Below are 23,604 nucleotides of genomic sequence, written 5' to 3' on the forward strand. Positions count from 1 at the left end.
ATCCAACGGACGACGTAGCCGAGAATGCTCTGGGCGTTGTTCTCGATCTCCTGCTGAACATCGTCGGGGGCGAAGTTCGAGCGGGCGAGCGGGATATCGAGGATCTCATCGAGCGCCGAGCGCGGACGGCGGGCCAGCTCGGCCTGCCGGGTATGCACGTCGGTCTCGTGGTAGTGCAGCGCGTGGAGCGTCGCTGCGGTCGGCGACGGCACCCACGCCGTCGAGGCACCCGCCTTGGGGTGGCCGCCCTTCTGCATCAGCATGTCGGCCATGGCGTCGGGTGCCGCCCACATGCCCTTGCCGATCTGCGCATGGCCGAGCAAGCCGCAGGCGAGGCCGACATCGACGTTGTTTTCCTCGTATCCCTTGATCCAGGGCGTCGCCTTCATGTCATTCTTGCGGATGACCGGCCCGGCCTCCATCGAGGTGTGGATTTCGTCGCCGGTGCGGTCGAGGAAGCCGGTGTTGATGAACACAACCCGCTCGGACGCGGCGGCGATACAGGCGGCGAGATTCACCGTGGTGCGGCGCTCCTCGTCCATGATGCCCATCTTGAGGGTGTTAGGCTCCAGACCGAGCATCGCCTCAACACGGCTGAACAGCTCGACGGCGAAGGCGACTTCCTCCGGCCCGTGCATCTTCGGCTTCACGATATAGACCGAGCCCTCGCGGCTGTTAAGCAGGCCGGAATCGCCCTTCAGATCGTGGATCGCGATCATCGCCGTCATGGCGGCGTCGAGCATTCCCTCGGGAATCTCGTTGCCGTCCGCATCGAGCACCGCGTCGGTGTCCATGTGGTGGCCGACATTGCGCACCAGCATCAGCGAGCGGCCGGGCACGACCACCTCGCCGCCATGGGGCGCGATGTAGTGCCGGTCCGGGTTCAGGCGGCGCTCCTGCCTGCGCCCGTCCTTCTCGAAGGCCGCCGTGAGCGTACCCTTCATCAGGCCGAGCCAGTTCCGGTAAACGACGACCTTGTCCTGGGCGTCCACTGTGGCGACCGAATCCTCGAGATCCATGATCGCGGAGATGGCCGATTCGAGCAGGATGTCGGCCACGCCGGAGGCGTCGAACCGGCCGATCCGGTGAGTGCGGTCGATAACGACTTCGACATGCAGCCCGTGGTGGCGCAGCAGGAGGGCCGAGGGCATGCTCGCCCGGCCACGATAGCCCGCGAACAATTCCGGGCGCGCCAGCGGCACGGTCTCACCGGTATTCATGTTGCCGACGAGGACGCCATCCTCCACGGCATAGGTCACGACGTCGGCGTGGCGGCCACCGGCCAGCGGCACGAAGCGGTCGAGGTATGAGCGGGCGCGGGTGACGACGCGGGCGCCGCGGGTGCGGTTGTAGCCGCCGCTGCGAACGGCGCCACCCTCCTCGGACACCGCATCCGTGCCGTAGAGCGCATCGTAGAGCGAGCCCCAGCGGGCATTGGCGGCGTTCAGGGCGTAGCGGGCGTTCGAGATCGGCACGACGAGCGTGGCCCGGCAATGCGGGCGATCTCGTCATCGACGTTGCTGGTTTTTACCTGCACCTTGCCGGGGGCTGGCAGCAGGTAGCCGATCTCGGTCAGGAACGCCCTATAGGCGGCCGGATCCATCGGCTTGCCCGCGCGGTCGCGGTGCCAGGCGTCGATCTGCGCCTGCAATGCGTCGCGCTTGGCAAGGAGCGCCCGATTCTTTGGGGTCAGGTCGCGGACGATCGCGCCAAGCCCGCCCCAGAACACCTCGGACGAAATGCCGGTGCCGGGCAGGGCTTCCTGCTCCACGAAATCGTGGAGCTCCCGTGCGACGGCAAGGCCGCCAATTGTCAGTCGATCCATTGTCGAAACACTCGGGGTGAAACCGGCGGTAAAAAGCCGCCCGATGCGGTCGCGACCAGCCGTCGCCTGGGTGCGCCGCAGCGAACGCCACGACCGTTAATGCAAATCGCCCCGGACCTGAGACCGGTCCGGGGCTGAAACTTGCAACAGAACCGGCAAAATGGAGCCGATTTTGCGTCGCACCTAACCGCGCAGATGTCGCGGGCCGAGCGACGCGTGCCGGTTCACGTCCTTGTAGAGCAGATACCGGAACGGGCCGGGGCCGCCCGCGTAGCAGGCCTGAGGGCAGAAGGCGCGCAGCCACATGAAGTCGCCCGCTTCGACCTCGACCCAGTCGCGGTTCAGCCGGTACACGGCCTTGCCCTCCAGCACGAACAGGCCGTGCTCCATCACGTGGGTCTCCTCGAAGGGGATCGAGGCGCCAGGGCGCAGCGTCACGATGTTCACATGCATGTCGTGGCGCAGATCGTCCGGCGAGACGAAGCGCGTCGTCGCCCAGGCGCCGTCCGTGCCGACCATGCCGACGGGATCGACTTCGGAGACATGGGTCACGAACGCCTCCGGCACTGCGAGGCGCGGCGCAGGCTCATAGCGCTTGCGCACCCAATGGAAGCGCGCGGGCGCCTCACCCTGGTTGCGCAGGCTCCATGTCGCACCGGGCGGCAGGTAGGCGTAGCTGCCGGAACGCATAGCGTGCGGGCGGCCCTCGAGCGTCAGGGTCAGCGTGCCGTCGACTACGAAAATCACGCCCTGAGCTTGAGGATCGTGCTCGGGAGCCTCGCTGCCGCCGCCGGGGGCGACCTCCATCAGGTATTGCGCGAACGTTTCCGCGAAGCCGGTCAACGGACGCGCAAGGATCCAGACGCGTGTCCGGTCCCAGCCCGGAAGCAGGCTGGTGACGATGTCACTCATCACGCCGTGCGGAATGACGGCATAGGCTTCGGTGAAGACCGCCCGGCCGGTCATCAGCGAGGTTTGAGGAGGGAGGCCGCCGCAGGGCGGGTTGAAGATCGGTGCGTTCATGGTGGGTCTCCGACGATCCGTCTGTGGCAGGGGCTGAGGGCGCAGGCGCCCTCAGACGGTCCGGGGTTCGGCGATCGGCGCATCCAGGATGTCGGCCGTGTCCATCGTGACCTTGCCGTCGAGAACCTGACGGGCCTGGACGCGGTCGATGTCTCCTTCCCAGGCGGCGATCACCACCGTGGCCACGCAATTGCCGATGAGGTTTCCAAGCGCGCGGGCGATGCCGACGAACCAGTCGATCGACAGCACCAGGACGAGGCCGATCACCGGAATTTCCGGCACCGCCGAAAGGGTCGCGGCGAGGACGACGATGGCCGAGCCCGGCACGCCGTGAGCGCCTTTCGACGTGAGAAGCGCAATGCCGAGGATCAGCAAGAGGTGTCCGAAGGACAGATCTGTATTGGTGGCCTGAGCGATGAAGACGGTCGCCAGGGTCAGGTAAAGCGAGAAGGCATCGAGGTTGAAGGAATAGCCGGTCGGGATCACGAGGCCGACCGTCGAATCCTTGATACCGAGCTTCTCGAGCTTACGCATGACCTGCGGGAGCACGCTGTCCGACGAGGCGGTGCCCGCTACGACCAGCAGCTCCTCCCTGAGATAGCCCAGCAGCTTGACGATGCTGAACCCCGCCATGCGCATGATGGTGCCGAGCACGACGAAGACGAAGAAGGCGACGCCCACGTAGAACAAGGCGACCAGCATCCCGAGCTGCTTCAGCGAGCCGATCCCATATTTGCCGACCGTGAAGGCCACCGCGCCGAGGACGCCCAGCGGGGCGAGACGGACGATGAAGCCGATGATCTTGAACAGGACTTCGGTGATGCGCTCCAGGCTGTCGGCCAGCGGCTTGCCGCGCTCGCCGAGCAGCGACAGCCCGGCGCCGAACAGGATCGCGAAGATCAGGACCTGGAGGATATCGCCTTTGGCGAAGGCATCGACCACTGTGGTCGGCACGAGCTTCATCAGGAAGTCGACGGTGCCGGTCACCTGCCCGACCCGATCCGTGTAGCTCGCGATCGACTTGGCATCGAGCGTCGAGACATCGACGTTCATGCCGTGACCCGGCGCGAAGACGTAGGCGAGGACGAGGCCCAGCACGAGAGCGATGGTCGTCACCGCCTCGAAGTAGATGAGTGACTTAAGCCCGACGCGACCGACTTTCCTGAGGTCGCCTGCCCCGACGATCCCATGCACCACCACGCCGAAGACCAACGGTGCAATCGCCATCTTGATGAGCTTGATGAACACGTCGCCGAGCGGCTTCAACGCGATGGCGAAATTCGGCCAGACCATGCCGAGCACGACGCCGAGGATAAGGGCGGCGACCACCTGCCCGAACAATGACGAGAAGAAGCGTTTCATCGCAAATCTCCCAGGGTGACCGTGTGATCCGGTTCAAGCCCCTGCCGTCGTCAGGGGCGACGATGGAGAGCGCGTCCGTCACTAGTGTTATCGTGCAGCTCGTTGAATCGAAGGAGCGGCCTACGGCACCATGGTTCCGGTTGATTAAGACGTCAAATATCGGATAAATCTAAACTTATACTTTTTGAATATGAGTTCAGCGCAATGGAAATGCGGCATCTGCGCTACTTCGTGGCCGTCGCCCGGCATCTCAGCTTCACGGCCGCAGCCGAGAGTCTGGGCGTAGCGCAACCGCCTCTCAGCCAGCAGATCCGCGATCTTGAGGCGGAGGTTGGCACGCTCCTGTTCGAGCGCACGACCCGCCGCGTGACGTTGACCCGAGCGGGCATGGATTTCTACGCCCAGGCGCTGTTCATTCTCGACAAATCCGGCGAGGCCATCGACCGGGCCCGCGCCATCGGGGCCGGCCGGGCTGGCATCGTCAATGTCGGGCTGACGGGCTCCATGCTCGCCGGGCCCCTCGGCCGCGCGATCAGCGACTTCTCAGAGGCTTATCCGAATGTCGACCTGCGCATCCACGAGATGTCGCCGGACCGGCAGATCGCGATGCTCAAAGCAGGCCAGACCGATATCAGCTTCCTCCGGAGCCCGCCGGACGAGGCGGACCTCGCCACCGCACTGGCGTGGCGGGAAAACGTAAGCCTCCTGCTCCCGAGGGGTCACCGCCTCGCCAAGGCGGCTTCGATCGCCCTCTCGGAGTTGAGTGAAGAACGCTTCGTCTTTTTCCGCCTGTCCGACTCGCTCTTCGCGAAGGACATCTGGTCCTGCTGCGTCGAGGCGGGCTTCCAACCCACGATAACGCACCAAGCCGTCGAGGCGACATCGCTGACGAGCCTCGTGGCCGCCGGATTGGGGATCGCCTTTATTCCGGAATTCGTCGGGCGACTCGCGCATGATGAAGTCGTGCATCGGCCTCTCAAGGGGAAACCGATCTGCGCCGACGTCCATGCCCTATGGGTACGAGAGAACGCGCAGCCGTTGATCGCGAACTTCCTCGATATCGTGCGGGCCGATATCAGCCCTTCGCAGCCCGGGTCGAACCGCGCGGAACCAGCGCCCCGCTGAGGACCACCTTGCGCACCGGCTGATCCGGCCGGTCGATCCGCTCGAACAGCAGCCGCATCGCCTGAGCACCGATCTCAGCCACCGGCTGCTCGATCACCGTGAAACCGGGCTCGGCGAGCTCGGTCCAGGGTTCGTTGTCGAAGCCTGCGAGGGCAAGGTCGCGCGGGAGGGACAGGTTCAGGGCACGGGCCGCCCGCACCGCGCCCATCAGGATGAGGCCGTTCGAGACCACGAGCGCCTGGGGCCTATCCTTCTCGCCGAGCCAGCGAGTGACCTCCGCCATCGCGGCGGCGGCGTTCGGAGGGACGCTGCGAACTTCCGGCGATAGCCCGTGCATCCGCATGGCCGCGTCGTAGCCCGCACGCCGCTCTGCGGCGGTGGAGCTGGTGGAGCCGAACAGGCCGCCGATCCTCGAATGGCCCTTTGCCGCGAGATGATCGACCAGTGTCGCGCAGGCGCTCATATTGTCGAGGACAACGCTGTCATAGGCGCCGGGCGGGCCGGAACGGTCGATCAGCACGACCGGAAAGTCGAACTTGTGCTCGCCCAAGGCCTTTGTGGTCGCGAGGGTCGGAGCGAAGATGACACCCGTCACCCGCTCTTCCTCCATGAGGCGCAGATACATCGCTTCGCGAACCGGATCCTCGTCCGTATTGCAGAGGATCACCCGCATATCCGCCTCGAAAGCAGCATCCTCTACGGCGCGACTGACTGCAGTGAAGAACGGGTTGCGGATATCCGCGACGATCAGGCCGATCGTCTGAGTCGCCTGCGAACGGAGCCGCCGGGCCGAGAGGTTCGGCCGGTAGCCGGTGGTGCGGACCGCCGCCTCCACCTGCTCGCGCAGCGCCTCACTCACCGGCCCCCGGCCGAGGGCGCGGGACACGGTCGCCGTCGAGACGCCCGCCACACGGGCCACGTCGCGAATACCCACCTTCATCGTGTCATCACTCAGGAAACGTTTCCAGCGCCGTTACAGCCTGTTTGCCACTGTCACCCGCCATAGGCAACCGCTCGCTCAGCCTGCCACCCTGATGCGGCGTTGACATGCTCACTGAAAACGTTTTCAATGCCGCAACGATCAAGGCGGCAAACCATCCGCCATTCGTGACGGGAGGAGAGCACGCCATGCTCGCGCCGACGCCGACATTCTCGCCGCGCATTCTCGTGCGCCTCGCGGCTGCACCGGCCACCAAGGAAGAGGCGATCCGCGAAGCCGCGCAGCTTCTGACCGCTTCGGGCTGCATCGATGCGGGCTACGGCGAGAGCATGCTGCGCCGGGAAGCGGTGTCGAACACCTATCTCGGCCACGGCGTCGTCATTCCCCACGGTATGGTCGATGACCGCCACCTCGTCCGCCATAGCGGCCTCGCCGTGTTGCAGGTGCCCGATGGAGTGCTCTGGCACGATGGGCAGATGGCGCATCTCGTCGTCGCCATCGCGGCGCAATCCGACACGCACATCACGGTCCTGCGGCGGCTGACCCGCCTGATCCAGGACGAGGCCCGGCTGGACTCGCTGCGCATCACGGCCCGCGAGTCCGAGATCGCCGACGCGCTTTCGCAGGACACCGCTATCGGCACCGCCGATCCGGCGACCGATCTTCGCCAGCGCTTCGACTGGACGGTCGATTACCCGACCGGGCTGCACGCCCGCCCCGCCGCGCATTGGGTAGAGGTCGCCAAGAGCTGCTCGGCCCGGATTCAGGTCCGGCACGAATCCCAGGTCGCCGACGCCAAGAGCCTGATCGGCTTGCTGCAACTCGGCCTGCATTGCGGCGATCACGTCACGATTTCCGCTGAAGGCGATGACGAGGCGGGAGCCCTGGCGCGGATCTGCGCGGCGGTCACCGGCCTCAGCGCTGGGGAGAAGGCAGCGGCTCAGCGCGCGGCCGAGGCGGCCGCCAAGGCCGCCGGTCCCGTCGCGGGGTGGAACCCATCCGATTCCCCGAAGGTCTTCGCGGGGATCGGCGCCAGCCCCGGCATCAGCATCGGCCCGATCCACGTGCTTGCCAGCGCCGAGCTGAGCGTGCCGGACGAGCCCGAGCCGCTGACCAGCGGCGCCGACCGCCTTCATCACGCACTTGCCGCCACCTCCGATCAGCTCAAGGCGCTGGCTGACGATACCGAGCGGCGCCTCGGCAAAGCCGATGCTGGGATCTTCCGGGCACAGGCCGAACTCATCGCCGATACCGACCTGATCACCCTGGCCTGCCAGCTCATGGTGGAGGGCCACGGGGTCGCCTTTGCGTGGCATATGGCGGTGGACCGCCTCGCCGGTCAGCTCTCGGCACTAAGCAACCCGGTCCTGGCGGGTCGCGCGACGGATCTGCGCGATGTGGGGCGCCGCGTGCTGGCGCAGATCGATCCCGCTTTAAAAAGCGGTCACGATCTGCCCGACCGGCCCTGCATCCTGATCGCGACGGATCTCGCGCCGTCCGATACGGCCGGGCTTGAACCGTCGCGCGTCATCGGCCTCGCGACCGCTCAAGGCGGCCCGACCTCCCATACGGCGATCCTGGCGCGGACCCTCGGTATCCCCGCGACGGTGGCGGGTGGGCCGGGATTGCTGGCGCTGCCCAACCAATCGATGGCAATTCTCGACGGCGGCACCGGCCGTCTCTACCTCGACCCGAGCGAAGCCGACATCGCCTCGGCACAAGCGTGGCGTGAGCGCCAGCAAAAGCGCGCCCAGGACGAGGCCCGCGAGCGCGCCCTCCCCGCCCGCACCCGAGACGGGCACGACATCGCCATTGGCGCCAACGTCAACAATCCCGAGCAGGTCGCCTTCGCCCTCGATCAGGGCGCGGAGGGTGTCGGCCTCATGCGCACGGAGTTCCTCTTCCTGGAACGCGGCGACACGCCCTCCGAGGATGATCAGTACGAGACCTATTCGGGCATGCTGAAGGCCCTCGACGGCCGCCCGCTGATCGTGCGCACCCTCGATATCGGAGGCGACAAGCAGGTGGCGCATCTGCACCTGCCGCACGAAGAGAACCCCTTCCTCGGCGTGCGCGGCGCGCGGCTGCTGCTACGCCGACCGGATTTGATGGAGCCGCAACTTCGCGCCCTCTACCGGGCCGCGAAGGACCATATCGACCCGGCGGCGCCATCCGGACAGCACGCTCCCCTCTCCATCATGATGCCGATGATCACCTCGGTGCCGGAGGTGCAGCGGTTGCGCTCCATCGCGGAGGCGATCCGGACTGAGATCGGTGCGCCCTACGTCCCGCTCGGCATCATGATCGAGGTGCCGGCCGCCGCGATCCAGGCCGATGCGCTGGCCCGTTACTGCGACTTCTTCTCGATCGGCACGAACGACCTGACGCAATACGCGCTCGCCATCGACCGCCAGAACACCGAACTCGCTCCGGAGGCGGACTCCCTGCACCCGGCGGTACTCCGGCTGATCCACATGACCTGCGAGGGCGCCGCCCGGCACAAGCGCTTTGTCGGTGTCTGCGGCGGGATCGCGGGCGACCCCTACGGCGCCTGCCTGCTCGCGGGGCTCGGCGTCCACGAACTGTCGATGACGCCCCGCGATGTTCCCGGCGTGAAGGCAAGACTTCGCGGCGCCGACATCCGTGAATTGCGGGCGCTGGCGAGCCAAGCCTGCGAGCAGGAGGACGCCGCCGCCGTCCGCGCGCTCGATCCCGCCGCCGGCACGGGAGGCGCAGCGTGAGCGCGATCGTCACCCTCACCCTCAATCCCGCGATCGACCAGACCGTCGTTCTCGATGGGCTGGAGCCCGGCACGGTTCACCGCGCGAGCGCCGTGCGCTCCCATGCCGGGGGCAAGGGCGTGAACGTCGCCTGCTGCCTTGCCGATTGGGGCCTGCCCATCACCGCCACCGGGATTCTTGGGGCCGATAACGCTGCGCCCTTCGTGCAGGTGATGGACGCTAAGGGCATCGCCGACCGGTTCCTGCGCATCCCCGGTGATACCCGGACGAACCTGAAGCTCCTCGACCGGCGCACCGGCGACACGACCGACATCAACCTGCCCGGCCTCGCCGTCACAGCGGCCGACCTCGATCCGGTTCTTGCGACGCTCGATGAGGTGTCATCCGGCGAGGCCTGGGTGGTTCTGGCCGGAAGCCTGCCTGGCGCGTTGCCGCCCTCCACTTATTCGGATCTCACCGCGCGCTTGAAGACACGGGGGGCGCGGGTGCTCCTCGATGCCTCGGGACCACCCCTCGCGGCAGCACTCTCGGCCGGGGCGAGCGCCCTGCCCCACGCCGTGAAACCGAACCGGCACGAACTGGAAGAATGGGCCGGGCGTGGCCTGCCGACGCTCAGCGACATCCACGAGGCCGCCCTGACACTGCGTGGGAGGGGCATTTCGACGGTGGTCGTATCCCTCGGCGAGGAGGGAGCGCTGTTCCTGACGGCAGAGGGCGCTTTGCTCGCCAGCCCGCCCGCCATCGATGTCGCGAGCACGGTCGGCGCCGGGGATGCCCTGGTCGCGGGTCTCGTGGCGGCGCTCCGGGCCGGTCTCGGCCTCGAAGACACCGCTCGGCTCGCCATGGCCTTCGCGGCCGGAAAGCTCACCCAGGCGGGGGCGAACCTGCCGCCGCGCGCGACCGTCGAAGCGCTGATGCGCAACGTTCGCATTCGAATGCTCGACTGACCCCACCACACAACAAACAAGACAGGGAGGAAGCCATGGCTCAGTTGCTGGCGGTGGTCGGAGGCGGGGACCTCTCCACGCACGCCGTTCTCGCCCTCGAAGCGCTCCGCAAGGCTGCCGACCGGCGAAACCAGCCGATCGCATTGGAATTGCGCGGTGCGCCCGGCGGCAATCCCCTGCCCGACGAGACCATTCGCAACGCGGGCGCCGTCCTGCTGGTCGGATCGGGTGATCTCGGCGAAGGCCGGTTCGGCGCGCTGCACCGGGCGCGGGCGGCGATCACGGACGTCCTCACCGATGTAAATGCCGTGCTCGACCGGGCGCTCTCGGGTTCCGTCGACACTCCGACGGCGACGGCGGCGGCCGGGACGAAGCGCATCGTGGCGATCACCTCCTGCCCCACGGGCATCGCCCACACTTTCATGGCGGCGGAAGGCTTGCAGGCGGCGGCCGACGCCCTGGGCCATTCGATCCGTATCGAGACGCAGGGCTCGGTGGGCGCTCGCGATACCTTGACCGCCGCAGAAATCGCGGCGGCCGATATCGTGCTGATCGCCGCCGATACCGGTGTCGACCGGACGCGCTTCGCGGGCAAACGCCTCTACGCCACGAACACCAAGGCCGCGATCCGCGACGGAAAAAGCCTTATCGCCACCGCCCTCGCCGAGGCGCAGATGCATGCGGCAGGTGGCACGACCGAGGCCGCCGCCGAGAAGCCGGACACGGCTGAGGGGAAGGCGGGTGCCTACAAGCACCTGATGACCGGCGTGTCGTTCATGCTGCCCTTCGTGGTGGCGGGCGGCCTGCTCATCGCCCTTGCCTTCGCCGTGGGCGGCATCGACGCCATGGCGCCCGGGCATGAGGGAACGCTCGGCTACGCCCTCGGTCAGATCGGCGCCAAGGGGGCCTTCGCCCTGATCGTTCCGGCGCTCGCAGGCTACATCGCCTATTCCATCGCGGACCGACCCGGCATCGCACCGGGCATGGTCGGCGGCATGCTGGCCGCGAACCTTCAGGCGGGCTTCCTTGGCGGCATCGCGGCGGGCTTCATCGCTGGTTACACCGCACGCTTTCTCAATCAGCACATCCGGCTGCACAAGAATCTCGAAGGTCTGAAGCCCGTCCTGATCCTGCCGCTGCTTGCTACCACCATCACCGGCCTTCTCATGATCTACGTCGTCGGCGTGCCGGTGGCGGCGGTCCTGTCGGCGCTGACGGCGTGGCTGAAGGGTATGCAGGGGGCGAGTGCCCTCGTCCTCGGCCTGGTCCTCGGCGGCATGATGGCCATCGACATGGGCGGCCCGATCAACAAAGCGGCCTATGCCTCGGCGGCGGCCCTGCTCTCCTCCGGGGTCGATGCACCCATGGCCGCCGTGATGCTTGGCGGCATGACCCCTCCCCTCGGCCTCGCCCTTGCGACGCGGCTCTTCCCGGCCCGGTTCACGAAGCCCGAGCGCGAGGCGGGCGGTGCGGCGGCGGTGCTCGGCGCGGCCTTCATCACCGAGGGGGCGATTCCCTTCGCAGCCGCGGATCCTCTGCGGGTGATCCCTTCACTCGTCGCGGGCTCGGCAGTGGCCGGGGCACTGGCCCTCACCCTCGGCGTGACCCTGAAGGTACCCCATGGCGGCTTGTTCGTCCTGCCGATCCCGAATGCCGTGACGAACCCGCTCGGCGCCGTGCTCGCGCTCGCCGCAGGCACCCTCGTCACCGCCATGCTGGCAGGGCTTCTCAAGAAGCGACCGGCCTGACGCACCAGAACCACCGGAGCCCGGCGAACGATCGGGCCCGCCGACCAACACGAAGACGAAGAGGGGGATTCACGATGCGGGGTTTGGCGACGCACGTCTCCATCGCGCTCGGGCTCGCTGTCGCGATGCCTCACACCGCGTGGGCGCAGGATGCGGGGACCGGTTTGGCCGTCCCCGGGACGGCGGTGGCTCCGATCCTGCGGCGGCAGGCCAGCCCTCCGCCGCCGCCTCGCCCTGACGGTCAGGGCATCAGCGGTGCCGAGAGCGCAGCGGGCGCCGCCGACACTCTCGGGCAGACCGCCACGCCGCCGACCCTTCCGCCCGGAACCCTCGACCTCGGCAACGGCCTCAGCCTGCTGGCGAACTATACCGGCCAGGGCGCCATCAACCCGATCGGCGGCCTTCGCCAGGGTTCGGCTTATGCCGGCCAGCTCTTCTTCGGCATCGACGGCGACCTTCAGCGCCTCGCCGGGATCGAAGGCGGCTCGTTCCACATCGCGGTCACGAACCGCCACGGTCGAAGCCTCTCGAACGATTTCATCGGCAACAATACGAGCGTGCAGGAGATCTTCGGCGGCGGTCAGACGACCCGGCTGACCCTGTTCTCGTATCAGCAGAAACTGTTCGACAATCGTCTAGATTTCGAAGTCGGCCGCCTCGTCGCCAACATCGCCTTCTTGAACTCAGCGATTTATTGCAACTTCCAATCAAATTCCGCCTGCGGAAATCCGACCTTCGTCTTCAAGACCTCGAACTTTACCTTCTGGCCGGTGTCCAGTTGGGGCGCGCATGCCAAGGCATGGTTGACGGACAAGCTCTTTTTCCATGCGGGCGCCTACGAAGTGAATCCGCTGCATCAGCAACCCGGCGACAATGGTCTGGACTTCTCCTTGAAAGGCGCGACAGGCGCCATCGTGCCGTTCGAACTTGGATACACGACGACTTTCGCAAACGATGTCCTTCCGCGCAATTACGGCATCGGCGGTTGGTACGACGCGTCCGACTATGCCGATCCCGTGCGCGATGTGACCGGCCGGGCCGCAGTACTCACCGGGCTGCCGGCGCAGACCCGGTTCGGACGCTCGGGGATCTATGCCCGGTTCGATCAGATGGTCTGGCGGCCCGATCCGAACGGTATCCAGGGCCTGACCCTTTTCGGTGTCGCCATGGCGGGGACGTCGGGACGGTTGGTCGAGGACTACTTCCTCGAAATCGGCGCCCTGCAGACGGGCACCTTCGCGGGGCGTCCGTTCGATACGGTGGGCTTCGTCATCAACACGCAGAAATTCAGCCCGCTCGCCCTGTCGAACATAACGCTCGCGCAAAGTAGCCTCGGGGTGTTCCGGTCGATCCCCAAGCAGCAGGTGATGATGGAGCCAATTACGGCATTCAGATCACCCCCGCGATCCGCCTGACGCCGAACCTCCAGTACATCATCAACCCGGACCAGACGCGGTTTCCCTTCGTCCGCAAGAACATCCCCGACGCATTCGTCGTCGGTGCCAAGCTGTCGGTCGATCTGTTCACCCTCGCCGGGCTCGCCCCTGGGCCGGGAAGCCGGTGACCCAAACGAGGCGCGGCCCGAGCCACCTATGGTGGATCGGGCCGCTTGCCGTTCGGCTCCGAGGCCTCGGAGCCGCAGCGACGCTTCAATTACTCACAAAAGGGTAAATGCCACGTTAATCAACGGTCGCCGAGAGGCTGTCCCTCCGAGGCTATAGAGCACCGCACATTAGAAAGACTATTCACTGCGAAGGCTTAGCCTGTGTTTCGTGCATGAGGGGCCTGCGCCCGCACGCCATTGTGAGCGTCGCGCGGAGACGCTTATCTCGCGCTTGCGAGATTGCTCGCGTCAGCAAGTTCAGGACGGTTCATGGCCCAGTCTGAGGGGGCTTCCAAGCGTTCATCCGCTGCAGGCGGCTGGGGCGCTCTGAAGAGCTGCGGCAAGCACCTGCTCGGTAGCCGGGCACCGCTTACCGGTGCGCGCGCGCTGCTGAAGGCCAACCAGCCCGATGGCTTCGATTGTCCGGGTTGCGCCTGGGGCGACCCAGAGCACGGCTCGTCGTTCGAGTTCTGCGAGAACGGCGTGAAGGCGGTGTCCTGGGAGGCGACCGACAAGCGCACCCCGCCGTCCTTCTTCGCCCGGCACACCCTCACCGAGTTGCGGGGCTGGAGTGATTACGCCCTCGAAGGCCAGGGCCGCCTCACCCACCCGATGCGCTACGACGCGGCGAGCGATCGCTACCTGCCGGTAAGCTGGGACGAGGCTTTCGCTGAGATCGGCGCGACCCTGCGCAGCCTGGACAATCCGAATCAGGCGGAGTTCTACACCTCCGGCCGCGCCTCGAACGAAGCGGCCTACCTCTATCAGTTATTCGCTCGCGCCTACGGCACGAACAACTTCCCCGACTGTTCGAACATGTGCCACGAGGCGAGCGGTGTCGCTCTCGGCGAGGCCATCGGCGTCGGCAAGGGCACGGTTCTCCTCGAAGATTTCGAGAAGGCGGACGCGATCTTCTGCGTCGGCCAAAACCCCGGCACCAACCATCCGCGCATGCTCGGCGACCTGCGCCGTGCCGCCGAACGCGGGGCGCAGGTCGTTGTGCTGAATCCTGTGCGGGAGCGCGGCCTCGAGCGTTTCGCCGATCCGCAGAACACGGTGGAGATGCTGCGCGGTTCGAGCCGCCCCATCGCGAGCCATTATCTGCAGCCGCGTTCGGGCGGCGACATGGCCGCCTTTCGGGGCATCGCCAAGATCGTGTTCGAGCGCGATGCCGAGGCGTTGGCGGCCGGGCGTCCTTCGGTGCTGGACCGCGCCTTCCTTGAGCATCACACGGACGGACTCGACGCCTATCGCGCCGCCGTCGAGTCGACCTCATGGGAGGCGATCCTCGACCAGTCGGGTCTGACGCTCGGCGAGATCACCGCAATGGCGGATGTCTATCTTGGGGCGCAGCGCGTCATCGCCACCTGGGCCATGGGCGTTACGCAGCACCGCCATTCCGTGGCGACGATCCGGGAGATTGCCAACCTTCTGTTTCTGCGCGGCCATATCGGCCGCCCCGGCGCGGGCCTTTGCCCGGTGCGCGGTCATTCCAACGTTCAGGGCGATCGGACGGTGGGCATCAACGAACGCCCGCCCGCCGCCTTCCTCGATTCGTTGGAGCGGCATTTCGGGCTGCCGATGCCGCGCGAACACGGGCACAACGTTCTGGCCTCCATCCGCGCCATGCGGGATGGGACGTCAAAAGCCTTCATCGGCCTCGGGGGCAACTTCCTGCGCGCGACGCCGGATACGCCGGTGGTGGCCAAGGCGCTGGCCTCCTGCCGCCTCACTGTGCACATCGCTACCAAGCTCAACCACGCCCATCTCGTGCCTGGCGCTATCGGCTACCTGCTGCCCTGTCTCGGCCGCACGGAGATCGACCGGAACGCCGAGGGCAAAATCCAGATCGTGACCGTCGAGGATTCGATGAGCATGGTTCACGGCTCCGGCGGCATCAACAAGCCGGCGTCGAAGCATCTGCGCTCAGAAATCGCCATCATTGCTGGGATGGCGCAGGCGACGGTCGGCTCCGCGTCCATCGATTGGGCGGGCTTCACGGCCGATTACGATCGGATCCGAGACGCCATCGCTGCCACGATCGGCGGGTTCACCGGCTACAATACCCGCGTGCGCAAGCCCCGCGGCTTCATGCTGCGCAATCTAGCGGCCGAGCGCGTTTTCGAGACCGCATCGGGTCGGGCGAACTTCTCGACGGCCGCACTGCCCCTCGAAACGGAGCATCAGGCCGCCAAGAAGACGCACGATACCTTCGTGTTGCAGACCTTCCGCAGCCACGATCAGTACAACACGACGATCTACGGCTTGGATGACCGCTATCGCGGTGTCTATGGCGAGCGTCGCGTGGTCTTCGCCCATCCCGACGACCTTGCGGAAATCCGTGACCGGCTCGGCGAGCGTGTCGACATCGTCGGCGTCCACGACGACGGTACAACCCGCCGCGCGGAGGATTTCCGCCTTGTGCCGTTCGACATGCCGCGCGGCTCCCTCGCGGGATACTACCCGGAGCTGAACGTGCTCGTGCCGCTCTCGACCTATGGCGAGAAGAGCGACACGCCGACCTCGAAATCGGTTCTCGTGACCCTTCAGGCCCGCGCGGCGGCATGAGCGAGGTGCCCGACGAGGCGGCGTTCGTCGCCGCCCTCGAACGGGTCTCGGCCGCTCATCCCGATCTTTCGCCGATGGAAGCGGGTTTGTTGGCCGCACTCGCCCTCGGCCTGCCCGGCGACAGCCGCGCCTTCGCCCGCGCGTTCGGCGTGGAGCACGCGCTCGTACTGCGCGCATTGACGAGCCTGGACGAGGCGGGTCGCATCACCATCAAAGAGCGCGACACCCGCACACAGCGGACGCGCTATTCCGTTTGAGGGCCGCCGATGCTGTCCTTGGAAACGCGACATCAATCAATTTGTCGTGGAAGGCCGGATCAGAGTCGCGGACGATTTTGTGTGATGATGTTGGACATCTGCAAGTCCACCTGCCGCACCCGGCCCAACCCGCTTGGATAATCTTGCGATGGGCTCGGAGGCGGCTCGGGGATGAGCGGGGATCGTTCCTGTCGAAGTCGGGCGCGGTCACCGCGACTTCCTGAAATCCACGCGCATCGCGTTCGCGTGCCCCACATTTTCCCGAGCCCAAACCCTCGATACAAGTCGCCCTTCGAACGGAGCCACACAAATCAGGGGTCCAGTCACGACCCCGGCCCGTCGGCGGAGGAACGCGATGTCGATGTACGCCAAGCTGAAGCAGCGTGCGGCCGATGGCAGGCCCGCCCGCGTCGGGCTGATCGGCGCGGGCAAGTTCGGCTCCATGTTCCTGTCGCAGGCGTGGCGGACGCCGGGCATCCACCTCGTCGGCGTCTCGGACCTCTCGCCCTCCCACGCGCAGGACTCCATGCGCCGCGTGGGGTGGAGCGACGAGCGCTTTCAGGTCGGCTCGCTGGAGGAGGCGGCCCGCTCTCAGAGGACATTCGTGACCGATGACACGGCGGCGATGATCGCGAGCCCGTTCATCGACATCATCATCGACGCGACCGGCAGTCCCGCCGCCGGCATCCGTCACGTTTTGGCCGCTTGCGAGCACCGCAAGCACGTCATCATGGTCAATGTCGAAGCGGATGCTCTGGCTGGCCCGCTCCTCGCCCGCCGGGCCGCGCAAGCGGGAATCGTCTACTCCATGGCCTCCGGCGATCAGCCCGCGCTCATCGCCGAACTGGTCGATTGGGCGCGCTGCATCGGCCTCGATGTCGTCTGTGCGGGCAAGGGCACCAAGTATCTGCCCGTATACCACCAATCGACGCCGGATACCGTCTGGGGCCATTACGGGTTCAGCGAGGCTCAAGTCGCAGGCGGCGACTTCAACCCGCAGATGTTCAATTCCTTCCTCGACGGTACCAAGTCCGCCCTGGAGATGGCGGCCGTCGCCAACGGATGCGATCTCAGCCCGCCGGATGACGGACTCGCCTTCCCGGCCTGCGGCGTCGATGATCTACCGACCGTTCTGCGTCCGGTATCGGATGGAGGCATCCTGCCGAGGAAGGGCACCGTCGAGGTGGTCTCGTCCATCGAACGCGATGGGCGTCCGGTCTTCCGCGACCTGCGCTGGGGTGTCTACGCCGTGTTCGAGGCGCCGACGAAATACGTCATGGACTGCTTCAACCAGTACGGGCTGAAGACCGACGAGTCCGGTCGCTACGCGGCGATGTTCAAGCCGTACCATCTGATCGGGTTGGAACTCGGGACTTCGGTCGCCAGCATCGCGACGCGCGGCGAGCCCACCGGCTCCACGAACGACTGGCGCGGCGATGTCATCGCCGTCTCCAAGCGCACCTTGAAGGCAGGCGAAACCCTGGATGGTGAAGGCGGCTACACCGTCTACGGCAAGGTCGTGCCTGCCGAGACTTCGCTGAAGCTCGGCGCGGTGCCGATCGGCCTCGCTCACGGCCTCAAGCTGCGCGGCGCCGTCGCGGCGGGCCAACCCGTTCGCTGGTCGGATGTCGAGGTCGACGCCTCTCACCACGCCATAGCCTTCCGCCTCGAGATGGAATCGCTCTTCCGTGTCGAGAAGGGCCTCGGGCAGGCGTGACCCAGCGCCGATCAGGACGAGCGGAGAGGGTGACCGCGTCCCAGCTATCTCTGGTTGTGGCAGAAGGGCGACACCGGTCGCACAGTCGCTGTGGATGACCCAGCCTGCCTCCGAATGATCAAGGTTCGGGCGCGAGGATGATCCGATCACAGTCGATGACATCGTCATGCTCGCTTATTCACAGACCTTCGTTCAACGTCACCGCGAAGAGGTGGCCGTGCTCGTGTCCTCAGCCGCTTTCCTGACGGCGGCCTTTAGTCTGGTCTGGCTCCTCACCCTGCGGATCTGATCCTCTCGGGGCCGGGCTACCTCTCGCGCGGGTGACAGGCTAGACGGCCGGTCCCAATCAAGCGCGGGTCCGCCACCATGCGACATCTCCTTCTGTTTAGTCTTATCGCGGCGATCGTGGCGGTCGGCGCGGTGGCGTATCAGTTCATGCCGCGCGGTGGCCGCCCGCCGGAGATCGCTCGACAGCAGGGCGTCACCGCACCGCCGGTGCGATCTATCCCCATGCGTCCGAGCGACGCCGGAAATCCCAACCCGGCCCCCTCGGGCGGAGGTGGCGCGAAAACACCCGACGTGCTGGGTGATGTCTCCAAGACCCTCGACGAATTGCGCACGCGGGATACGGCGGACAGCGCCGCCGGGCCCGCCCTCAACCCCACCCAAGTGAACGCCCTGCGCGCGCAGGCGGAGCGTCGGCATGCCCGCCCGGTCACGCGGATGACCTTCGCTCTGGAGCCGGGCACGACGGTTCCACAGCAAGTCTACCTTCACCCGTTGCCCCCCGAACTGGCCAGCCTCTCGCAGCCAAGCGATCCGCTGGGCTTCTGTCAGGTAGGCGACAGGTTCGTGCTGGTCGGAACGGTGTCGCGCCGCATCGTCGCGGTCTCCAAGGGCTGACGAGGGAGAGGCAGGAAGTCACTGTGACGGGAGCGGCCGAACATCGCGCGGATGACGATCGGCGTGTCAGCATTTAAGCCCTTTATCGGTACAATCCGTCTAATTGTTCTGTGATGCTGTAGAAGCTAAAGCAGTCTCGTCACGGCGGATCTCAGCCTCGATCTGCCTCAAATTCAGCCAAGGACGCCCCTATTCCTTCGCGCCGCGTTGGCCGAAAAGGCGCGGCGCAACGAAAGGGACGGATGACGGCTAGACGGAAAACACTCAGCCTTGTGGCTTGCAGCGCGATGCTGGCAGCCAGCGGCGGGGCCGAAACGGTCGAGGCACGTTCGGCCTCATCGATCGAACGGTATTTCGCGAGATCGATGCCGGAGAATACCGGCGCAGTGACGCTCGGTATGCTGAGCGTCAAACCGCTTGGTGTCGATCGCCCGTGGGACCCGCGCGTGTGCATCGGTTGCGACCGCAACAATGGGTCGTCGCCGCGACGCGTGCAGCGCCCTCACTATCGCTGAGGCGCTGCCAACCGACACCCTCAGCCGTCATGACGGAAGAAAAAGCACCCAACGCGCGAAAGCCGCCGTAGCATCGGCTTCCACCACCGTCCGCAAAACGGACCGGCGGCAAGATCGACTTGCCGCACCCGGTGATAATCGATTTTGGGATGTTAGGTCTTGGTGGGCGCACTAGGGTTCGAACCTAGGACCCGCTGATTAAGAGTCAGCTGCTCTACCAACTGAGCTATGCGCCCGATCGCTTTGCGATCGCCCCGTCCGGCCACCAAGTCCGTCCGCGGTGGTGGGCTGATACCAACGCTGCCGGGGGCTGTCTACCCCCGGCAGGGAGTTTTTCTCACTCGGCCGCCGCATGCTGTGCATGAAGCCGCACGGCCTGGGCCGAGAGCTTGTTCAGCGCAGACAGATAGGCCTTCGCCGACGCGACGAGCGTGTCCGGATCGGCGCCACGCGCCGTGATGCTTCGGTCGCCATCGCGCAGACGCACGGTGACTTCGGCCTGCGCGTCGGTGCCGCCGGTCACAGCATGGACATCGTACAGGTCGAGCTGCGCCTCGTGAGGGACCAGCGCGCGGATCGCGTTGAACACCGCGTCCACTGGGCCATTTCCGTCCGCCTCTTCGATGCGCGAGCCGGTTTCGTCCTGAATGCGCAGGGTAGCCCGCTGCGGCCCACGCGTGCCTGCGATGACCGACAGCGAGACGAGACGGATGCGATCCTGCGCCGTGGCGAGGTTCTCATCGACCAACGCCTCGATATCCTCGTCGTAGACATGCTTTTTCCGGTCGGCCAACGCCTTGAACCGCTCGAACGCATCCTGGAACTGGTTGTCGGACAGGAGCAGGCCGAGATCCTCCAGCTTGGAGCGGAAGGCCGCCCGACCGGAATGCTTGCCCATGACGAGCGAGGTCTTGGTGAGGCCGACCGAGGCCGGGGTCATGATCTCGTAGGTCTCGGAGTTTTTGAGCATCCCATCCTGGTGGATGCCGCTCTCATGCGCGAAGGCGTTGCGGCCGACGATGGCCTTGTTGAACTGCACCGGGAAGTTCGTGGCATGGCTCACGAGCTTCGAAGCGCGGGTCAACATCTGGGACTCGATGCCGGTCTCGTAGGGCATGACATCGGCGCGAGTGCGGATCGCCATGACGATCTCTTCCAGCGCCGCATTGCCCGCGCGCTCGCCGATACCGTTGATCGTGCACTCGACCTGCCGGGCACCGCCCTCGATGCCAGCCAGCGAATTGGCAATCGCGAGGCCGAGATCGTTGTGGCAGTGAACCGAGAAGATCGCCTTATCGGAGTTCGGCACACGCTCGCGGACGGCGCGGAACATCTCCTTGTATTCGGCGGGCGTGGCGTAACCGACCGTGTCGGGCAGGTTGATCGTGGTGGCACCCGCCTTGATCGCCGCCTCCACCGTCCGGCACAGGTAGTCGATCGGCGTGCGGGTCGCGTCCATGGCCGACCATTCCACGTCCTCCACGAGGTCGCGGGCCTGGGCCACGGTCTTCAGGATGATCTCCAACACCTCGTCCTGGCTCTTGCGCATCTGGTGCGCGAGATGGATCGGCGAGGTCGATACGAAGGTATGGATGCGCCCGCGCTGCGCATGGCGCACGGCCTCGCCCGCACGGGCGATGTCGGCGGTGATGGCCCGGGCGAGGCCTGCGATGGTGGCGCGCTTTGTGCGCTTGGCGATTTCGGAAACCGCTTCGAAATCGCCGACAGACGCGATCGGGAAGCCCGCCTCGATGATGTCGACGCCCATCGTGTCGAGCAGCTCGGCCACGGCGAGCTTCTCATCGAAGGTCATGGTCGCGCCGGGGCATTGCTCGCCGTCGCGCAGGGTCGTGTCGAAGATCAAGACGCGGTCGCGGGTGCCGGTCGTCGGGGTGGAGGTCTGCGTGCTCATGGAAGTGCCTTCTTGAACCCTGTCGCGCTCCGCCCGGGCTCGCGGCCGGAGGCGGGTGATGCCCAGGATGGGCTGTTATCGCGAGAATAATCCCCTAAGGGCCCAGGCGCACGCCCGGACGGCCCTCAGGGGCGGGTAAGCAGAAGGTCGAGAAGGAGCGGGGCCGAGGGCGCGCGCGACAGCAGGGCCGCGGAAGCGGCACCGGTACCGTCAAACGCTGAGCCGGCTCTGGCCAAGGCTCGTGTCTCCTCGAGGGTCGCGCCTAGGCCGGGCTCATAACCCGCTGCGCGTCGTGGCCGAAAGGGGTACATCCGGCGCATCCGAAACTCAAGGGCCGCTTCCCCTCGGGCGGAGACCGCACTAAAGCGCGGGTGTACCGGCACCGGCCTCAACGCCCGCCGCACAGCCAACGACTTTCGCGAGACCGACCATGGCCACCTACAAGCTTCTGCTCCTGCCCGGCGACGGCATCGGCCCGGAAGTGGCGGGCGGGCTTCAGGTGGTGCTGGACGCCCTGAAGGATACCGGCCTCGCGAGCTTCGAGACCGAGACGGACCTCGTCGGCGGCTGCGCCATCGACGCCCACGGCGTGCCGCTTGCGGATGCCACTCTGCAGCGCGCCAAGGATGCCGACGCCATCCTGCTCGGCGCGGTCGGCGGGCCGAAATGGGCGGGCGTTTCCTACGAGAACCGTCCCGAGGCCGGTCTGCTGCGCTTGCGCAAGGATCTCGACCTCTTCGCCAACCTGCGTCCGGCGATCTGCTACCCGGCCCTGGCCGAGGCCTCCGCGCTGAAGCGCGAGCTGGTCGAGGGGCTCGACATCATGATCGTGCGCGAGCTGACCGGGGGCGTGTATTTCGGCGAGCCGAAGGAGATCACCAACCTTCCGGACGGCAGCAAGCGCGCTGTCGACACGCAGGTCTACACGACGGGTGAGATCGAACGCATTGCGCATGTCGCCTTCGACCTCGCGGGCAAGCGTTCCGGTCGTGTCGCCTCGGCCGAGAAGCATAACGTGATGAAGACCGGTGTCCTCTGGAAGGAGGTCGTCACGCGCGTCCATTCCGAGCACTACGCCAATATCGAACTCGAGCATGTGTTGGCCGACAATTGCGCCATGCAGCTGGTGCGCCGCCCGAAGCAGTTCGACGTGTTGGTGACCGACAACCTGTTCGGCGACGTGCTCTCGGACATCGCGGCCATGCTCACCGGGTCTCTGGGCATGCTGCCCTCGGCCTCCCTCGGCGCCGTGGATGAGAAGGGCCTGCGCCGGGCCCTCTACGAGCCGGTCCACGGCTCGGCCCCCGACATTGCGGGCCAGGATCGCGCGAACCCGATCGCCATGATCGGCTCGCTCGCCATGTGCCTGCGCTACTCGTTCGGCCTGGGCGAGGCTGCTGACGCCCTGGACGGAGCGATCACCGATGCGCTGGCCGGGGGTGCCCGTACCGCCGACATCGCCGGTGAGGGTACCAGCGCGATCGGCACGAAGGCCATGGCAGAGACCATCGCCAACGCCCTCAAGGCACGCGCGGCCTGAGGGTCGCGCCCTGGGACGCATGGCGGCTTGGCCGGACTCCGGCTAAGAGGCCCGGATCGCTCGACGGTCCGGGCGCGAATGGCGGGAGCAGCATGACGGTGTCGGACGAAGGCTCGCGGCGCGAAACCACGGATTTCGGCTTCGAGCGCGTGGCCCTTAGCGAAAAGCAGGGGCGCGTCGACAGCGTGTTCCATTCGGTGGCGCGCCGCTACGACCTGATGAACGACCTGATGTCGGCAGGTCTGCACCGGGCCTGGAAGGCGCAGCTCGTCTCGATGCTGCGCCCGTCGAAGAGCCGCCCCTACGCCCATCTCGATGTGGCGGGTGGCACGGGCGATGTGGCCTTCCGGGTGCTTGAGGCCGGCGGCCCCGCCACGAACGTCACCGTGCTCGACATCAATGAATCGATGCTGCGGGTCGGCGCCGAGCGGACCGGGGGCGCTACGGCGACCGCATTGCCTTCGTCACCGGCAATGCCGAGAGCTTGCCCCTTCCGGATGCGGCCTTCGATTCCTACACCATCGCCTTCGGCATCCGGAACGTGCCGCGCATCGACCTTGCCTTGGAAGAGGCGCGCCGGGTGCTGAAGCCGGGCGGCCGCTTCCTGTGCCTGGAATTCTCGGCGGTGGACGTTCCGCTGCTCGACAAGATCTACGAAGCCTATTCCTTCCACGTGATCCCGCGCATCGGCGAGCGCGTGGCGGGCGACGCTGAGTCGTATCGCTACCTTGTGGAATCGATCCGCAAGTTTCCGACCCGCGGCGCCTTCGCCGGCATGATCGAGCGGGCGGGCTTCCGCCACGTCACCGACCGGCCGCTCTCGGGCGGCATCGTCGCGATCCATTCCGGCTGGAAAGTCTTCTGAGGGTGCTTCACTC

Annotated in this window: 15 protein-coding genes, 1 tRNA gene and 3 pseudogenes; 13 read left to right on the forward strand and 6 right to left on the reverse strand. The window is 66.5% G+C overall.

All coding sequences use genetic code 11. The annotated features are described in order from the left end of the window. The 3 genes and pseudogenes from ACFQE0_RS00005 to ACFQE0_RS00015 all read right to left on the reverse strand — a co-directional run. Nucleotides 1-1,825: pseudogene (locus ACFQE0_RS00005) on the reverse strand (malate synthase G); the annotation flags it as partial. A gap of 183 nt (nt 1,826-2,008) precedes the next feature. Then, nucleotides 2,009-2,848, reverse strand: coding sequence for a bifunctional allantoicase/(S)-ureidoglycine aminohydrolase (locus tag ACFQE0_RS00010; RefSeq protein ID WP_378965875.1), 840 nt, complete (start codon nt 2,846-2,848; stop codon nt 2,009-2,011). Nucleotides 2,849-2,899: 51 nt separating this feature from the next. Continuing rightward, entirely contained in the window at nt 2,900-4,210 is a 1,311-nt protein-coding gene (locus tag ACFQE0_RS00015; protein WP_378965878.1) for a dicarboxylate/amino acid:cation symporter, read from the reverse strand. 204 nt (nt 4,211-4,414) lie between these two features. On the opposite strand from ACFQE0_RS00015, the gene ACFQE0_RS00020 reads away from it, so the two are divergent. Then, on the forward strand, nt 4,415-5,335 hold the full coding sequence (locus ACFQE0_RS00020; RefSeq protein WP_378965880.1) for a LysR substrate-binding domain-containing protein: 921 nt from the start codon (nt 4,415-4,417) through the stop codon (nt 5,333-5,335). Here the strand turns inward: ACFQE0_RS00020 and ACFQE0_RS00025 are convergent. Beyond that, the gene (locus ACFQE0_RS00025; RefSeq protein WP_378965882.1) at nt 5,286-6,275 is read right to left on the reverse strand and encodes a LacI family DNA-binding transcriptional regulator; all 990 of its coding nucleotides are present in this window, start codon (nt 6,273-6,275) and stop codon (nt 5,286-5,288) included. The genes ACFQE0_RS00020 and ACFQE0_RS00025 overlap by 50 nt on opposite strands. 188 nt (nt 6,276-6,463) lie before the next feature. Between ACFQE0_RS00025 and ptsP the strand changes: the two genes are divergently transcribed. The 10 genes and pseudogenes from ptsP to ACFQE0_RS00075 all read left to right on the forward strand — a co-directional run bounded on the left by ptsP (nt 6,464) and on the right by ACFQE0_RS00075 (nt 19,274). Further along, entirely contained in the window at nt 6,464-9,016 is a 2,553-nt protein-coding gene (gene ptsP / locus ACFQE0_RS00030) for a phosphoenolpyruvate--protein phosphotransferase (protein ID WP_378965884.1), read from the forward strand. Further along, entirely contained in the window at nt 9,013-9,963 is a 951-nt protein-coding gene (gene pfkB / locus ACFQE0_RS00035; RefSeq protein ID WP_378965886.1) for a 1-phosphofructokinase, read from the forward strand. The genes ptsP and pfkB overlap by 4 nt, the downstream gene beginning before the upstream one ends. A gap of 35 nt (nt 9,964-9,998) precedes the next feature. Next, a complete protein-coding gene (locus ACFQE0_RS00040) occupies nt 9,999-11,711 on the forward strand; it encodes a fructose-specific PTS transporter subunit EIIC (RefSeq protein ID WP_378965888.1) in 1,713 nt (570 codons plus the stop codon). 125 nt (nt 11,712-11,836) lie between these two features. Further along, a pseudogene (locus tag ACFQE0_RS00045) lies at nt 11,837-13,275 on the forward strand (carbohydrate porin). Nucleotides 13,276-13,584: 309 nt separating this feature from the next. Then, nucleotides 13,585-15,882 (forward strand): FdhF/YdeP family oxidoreductase, encoded by a 2,298-nt coding sequence (locus tag ACFQE0_RS00050; RefSeq protein WP_378965890.1) that lies wholly within the window; start codon nt 13,585-13,587, stop codon nt 15,880-15,882. Beyond that, nucleotides 15,879-16,139 (forward strand): hypothetical protein, encoded by a 261-nt coding sequence (locus ACFQE0_RS00055; protein WP_378965893.1) that lies wholly within the window; start codon nt 15,879-15,881, stop codon nt 16,137-16,139. The genes ACFQE0_RS00050 and ACFQE0_RS00055 overlap by 4 nt, the downstream gene beginning before the upstream one ends. Before the next feature lie 355 nt (nt 16,140-16,494). After that, on the forward strand, nt 16,495-17,856 hold the full coding sequence (locus tag ACFQE0_RS00060) for an NAD(P)H-dependent oxidoreductase (protein ID WP_378965895.1): 1,362 nt from the start codon (nt 16,495-16,497) through the stop codon (nt 17,854-17,856). Nucleotides 17,857-18,022: 166 nt separating this feature from the next. Beyond that, the gene (locus ACFQE0_RS00065; RefSeq protein ID WP_378965897.1) at nt 18,023-18,145 is read left to right on the forward strand and encodes a hypothetical protein; all 123 of its coding nucleotides are present in this window, start codon (nt 18,023-18,025) and stop codon (nt 18,143-18,145) included. Between the two features lie 77 nt (nt 18,146-18,222). Then, nucleotides 18,223-18,759, forward strand: a complete 537-nt coding sequence (locus tag ACFQE0_RS00070) for a hypothetical protein (RefSeq protein WP_378965899.1) — start codon at nt 18,223-18,225, stop codon at nt 18,757-18,759. 287 nt (nt 18,760-19,046) lie between these two features. Further along, a complete protein-coding gene (locus ACFQE0_RS00075) occupies nt 19,047-19,274 on the forward strand; it encodes a hypothetical protein (protein ID WP_378965902.1) in 228 nt (75 codons plus the stop codon). Nucleotides 19,275-19,434: 160 nt separating this feature from the next. On the opposite strand, the gene ACFQE0_RS00080 is transcribed toward ACFQE0_RS00075, so the two are convergent. Next, nucleotides 19,435-19,510 (reverse strand) — tRNA-Lys (locus ACFQE0_RS00080). Between the two features lie 101 nt (nt 19,511-19,611). After that, entirely contained in the window at nt 19,612-21,186 is a 1,575-nt protein-coding gene (locus ACFQE0_RS00085) for a 2-isopropylmalate synthase (protein ID WP_378965904.1), read from the reverse strand. 430 nt (nt 21,187-21,616) lie between these two features. Between ACFQE0_RS00085 and leuB the strand changes: the two genes are divergently transcribed. Further along, nucleotides 21,617-22,726, forward strand: coding sequence for a 3-isopropylmalate dehydrogenase (gene leuB, locus ACFQE0_RS00090; protein WP_378965906.1), 1,110 nt, complete (start codon nt 21,617-21,619; stop codon nt 22,724-22,726). A 218-nt stretch (nt 22,727-22,944) separates the two neighbouring features. After that, nucleotides 22,945-23,591, forward strand: a pseudogene (locus ACFQE0_RS00095) (class I SAM-dependent methyltransferase). The last annotated feature ends 13 nt before the right edge of the window (nt 23,592-23,604 follow it).

Source organism: Methylobacterium komagatae (assembly GCF_042661665.1).
GTDB lineage: Bacteria > Pseudomonadota > Alphaproteobacteria > Rhizobiales > Beijerinckiaceae > Methylobacterium > Methylobacterium komagatae.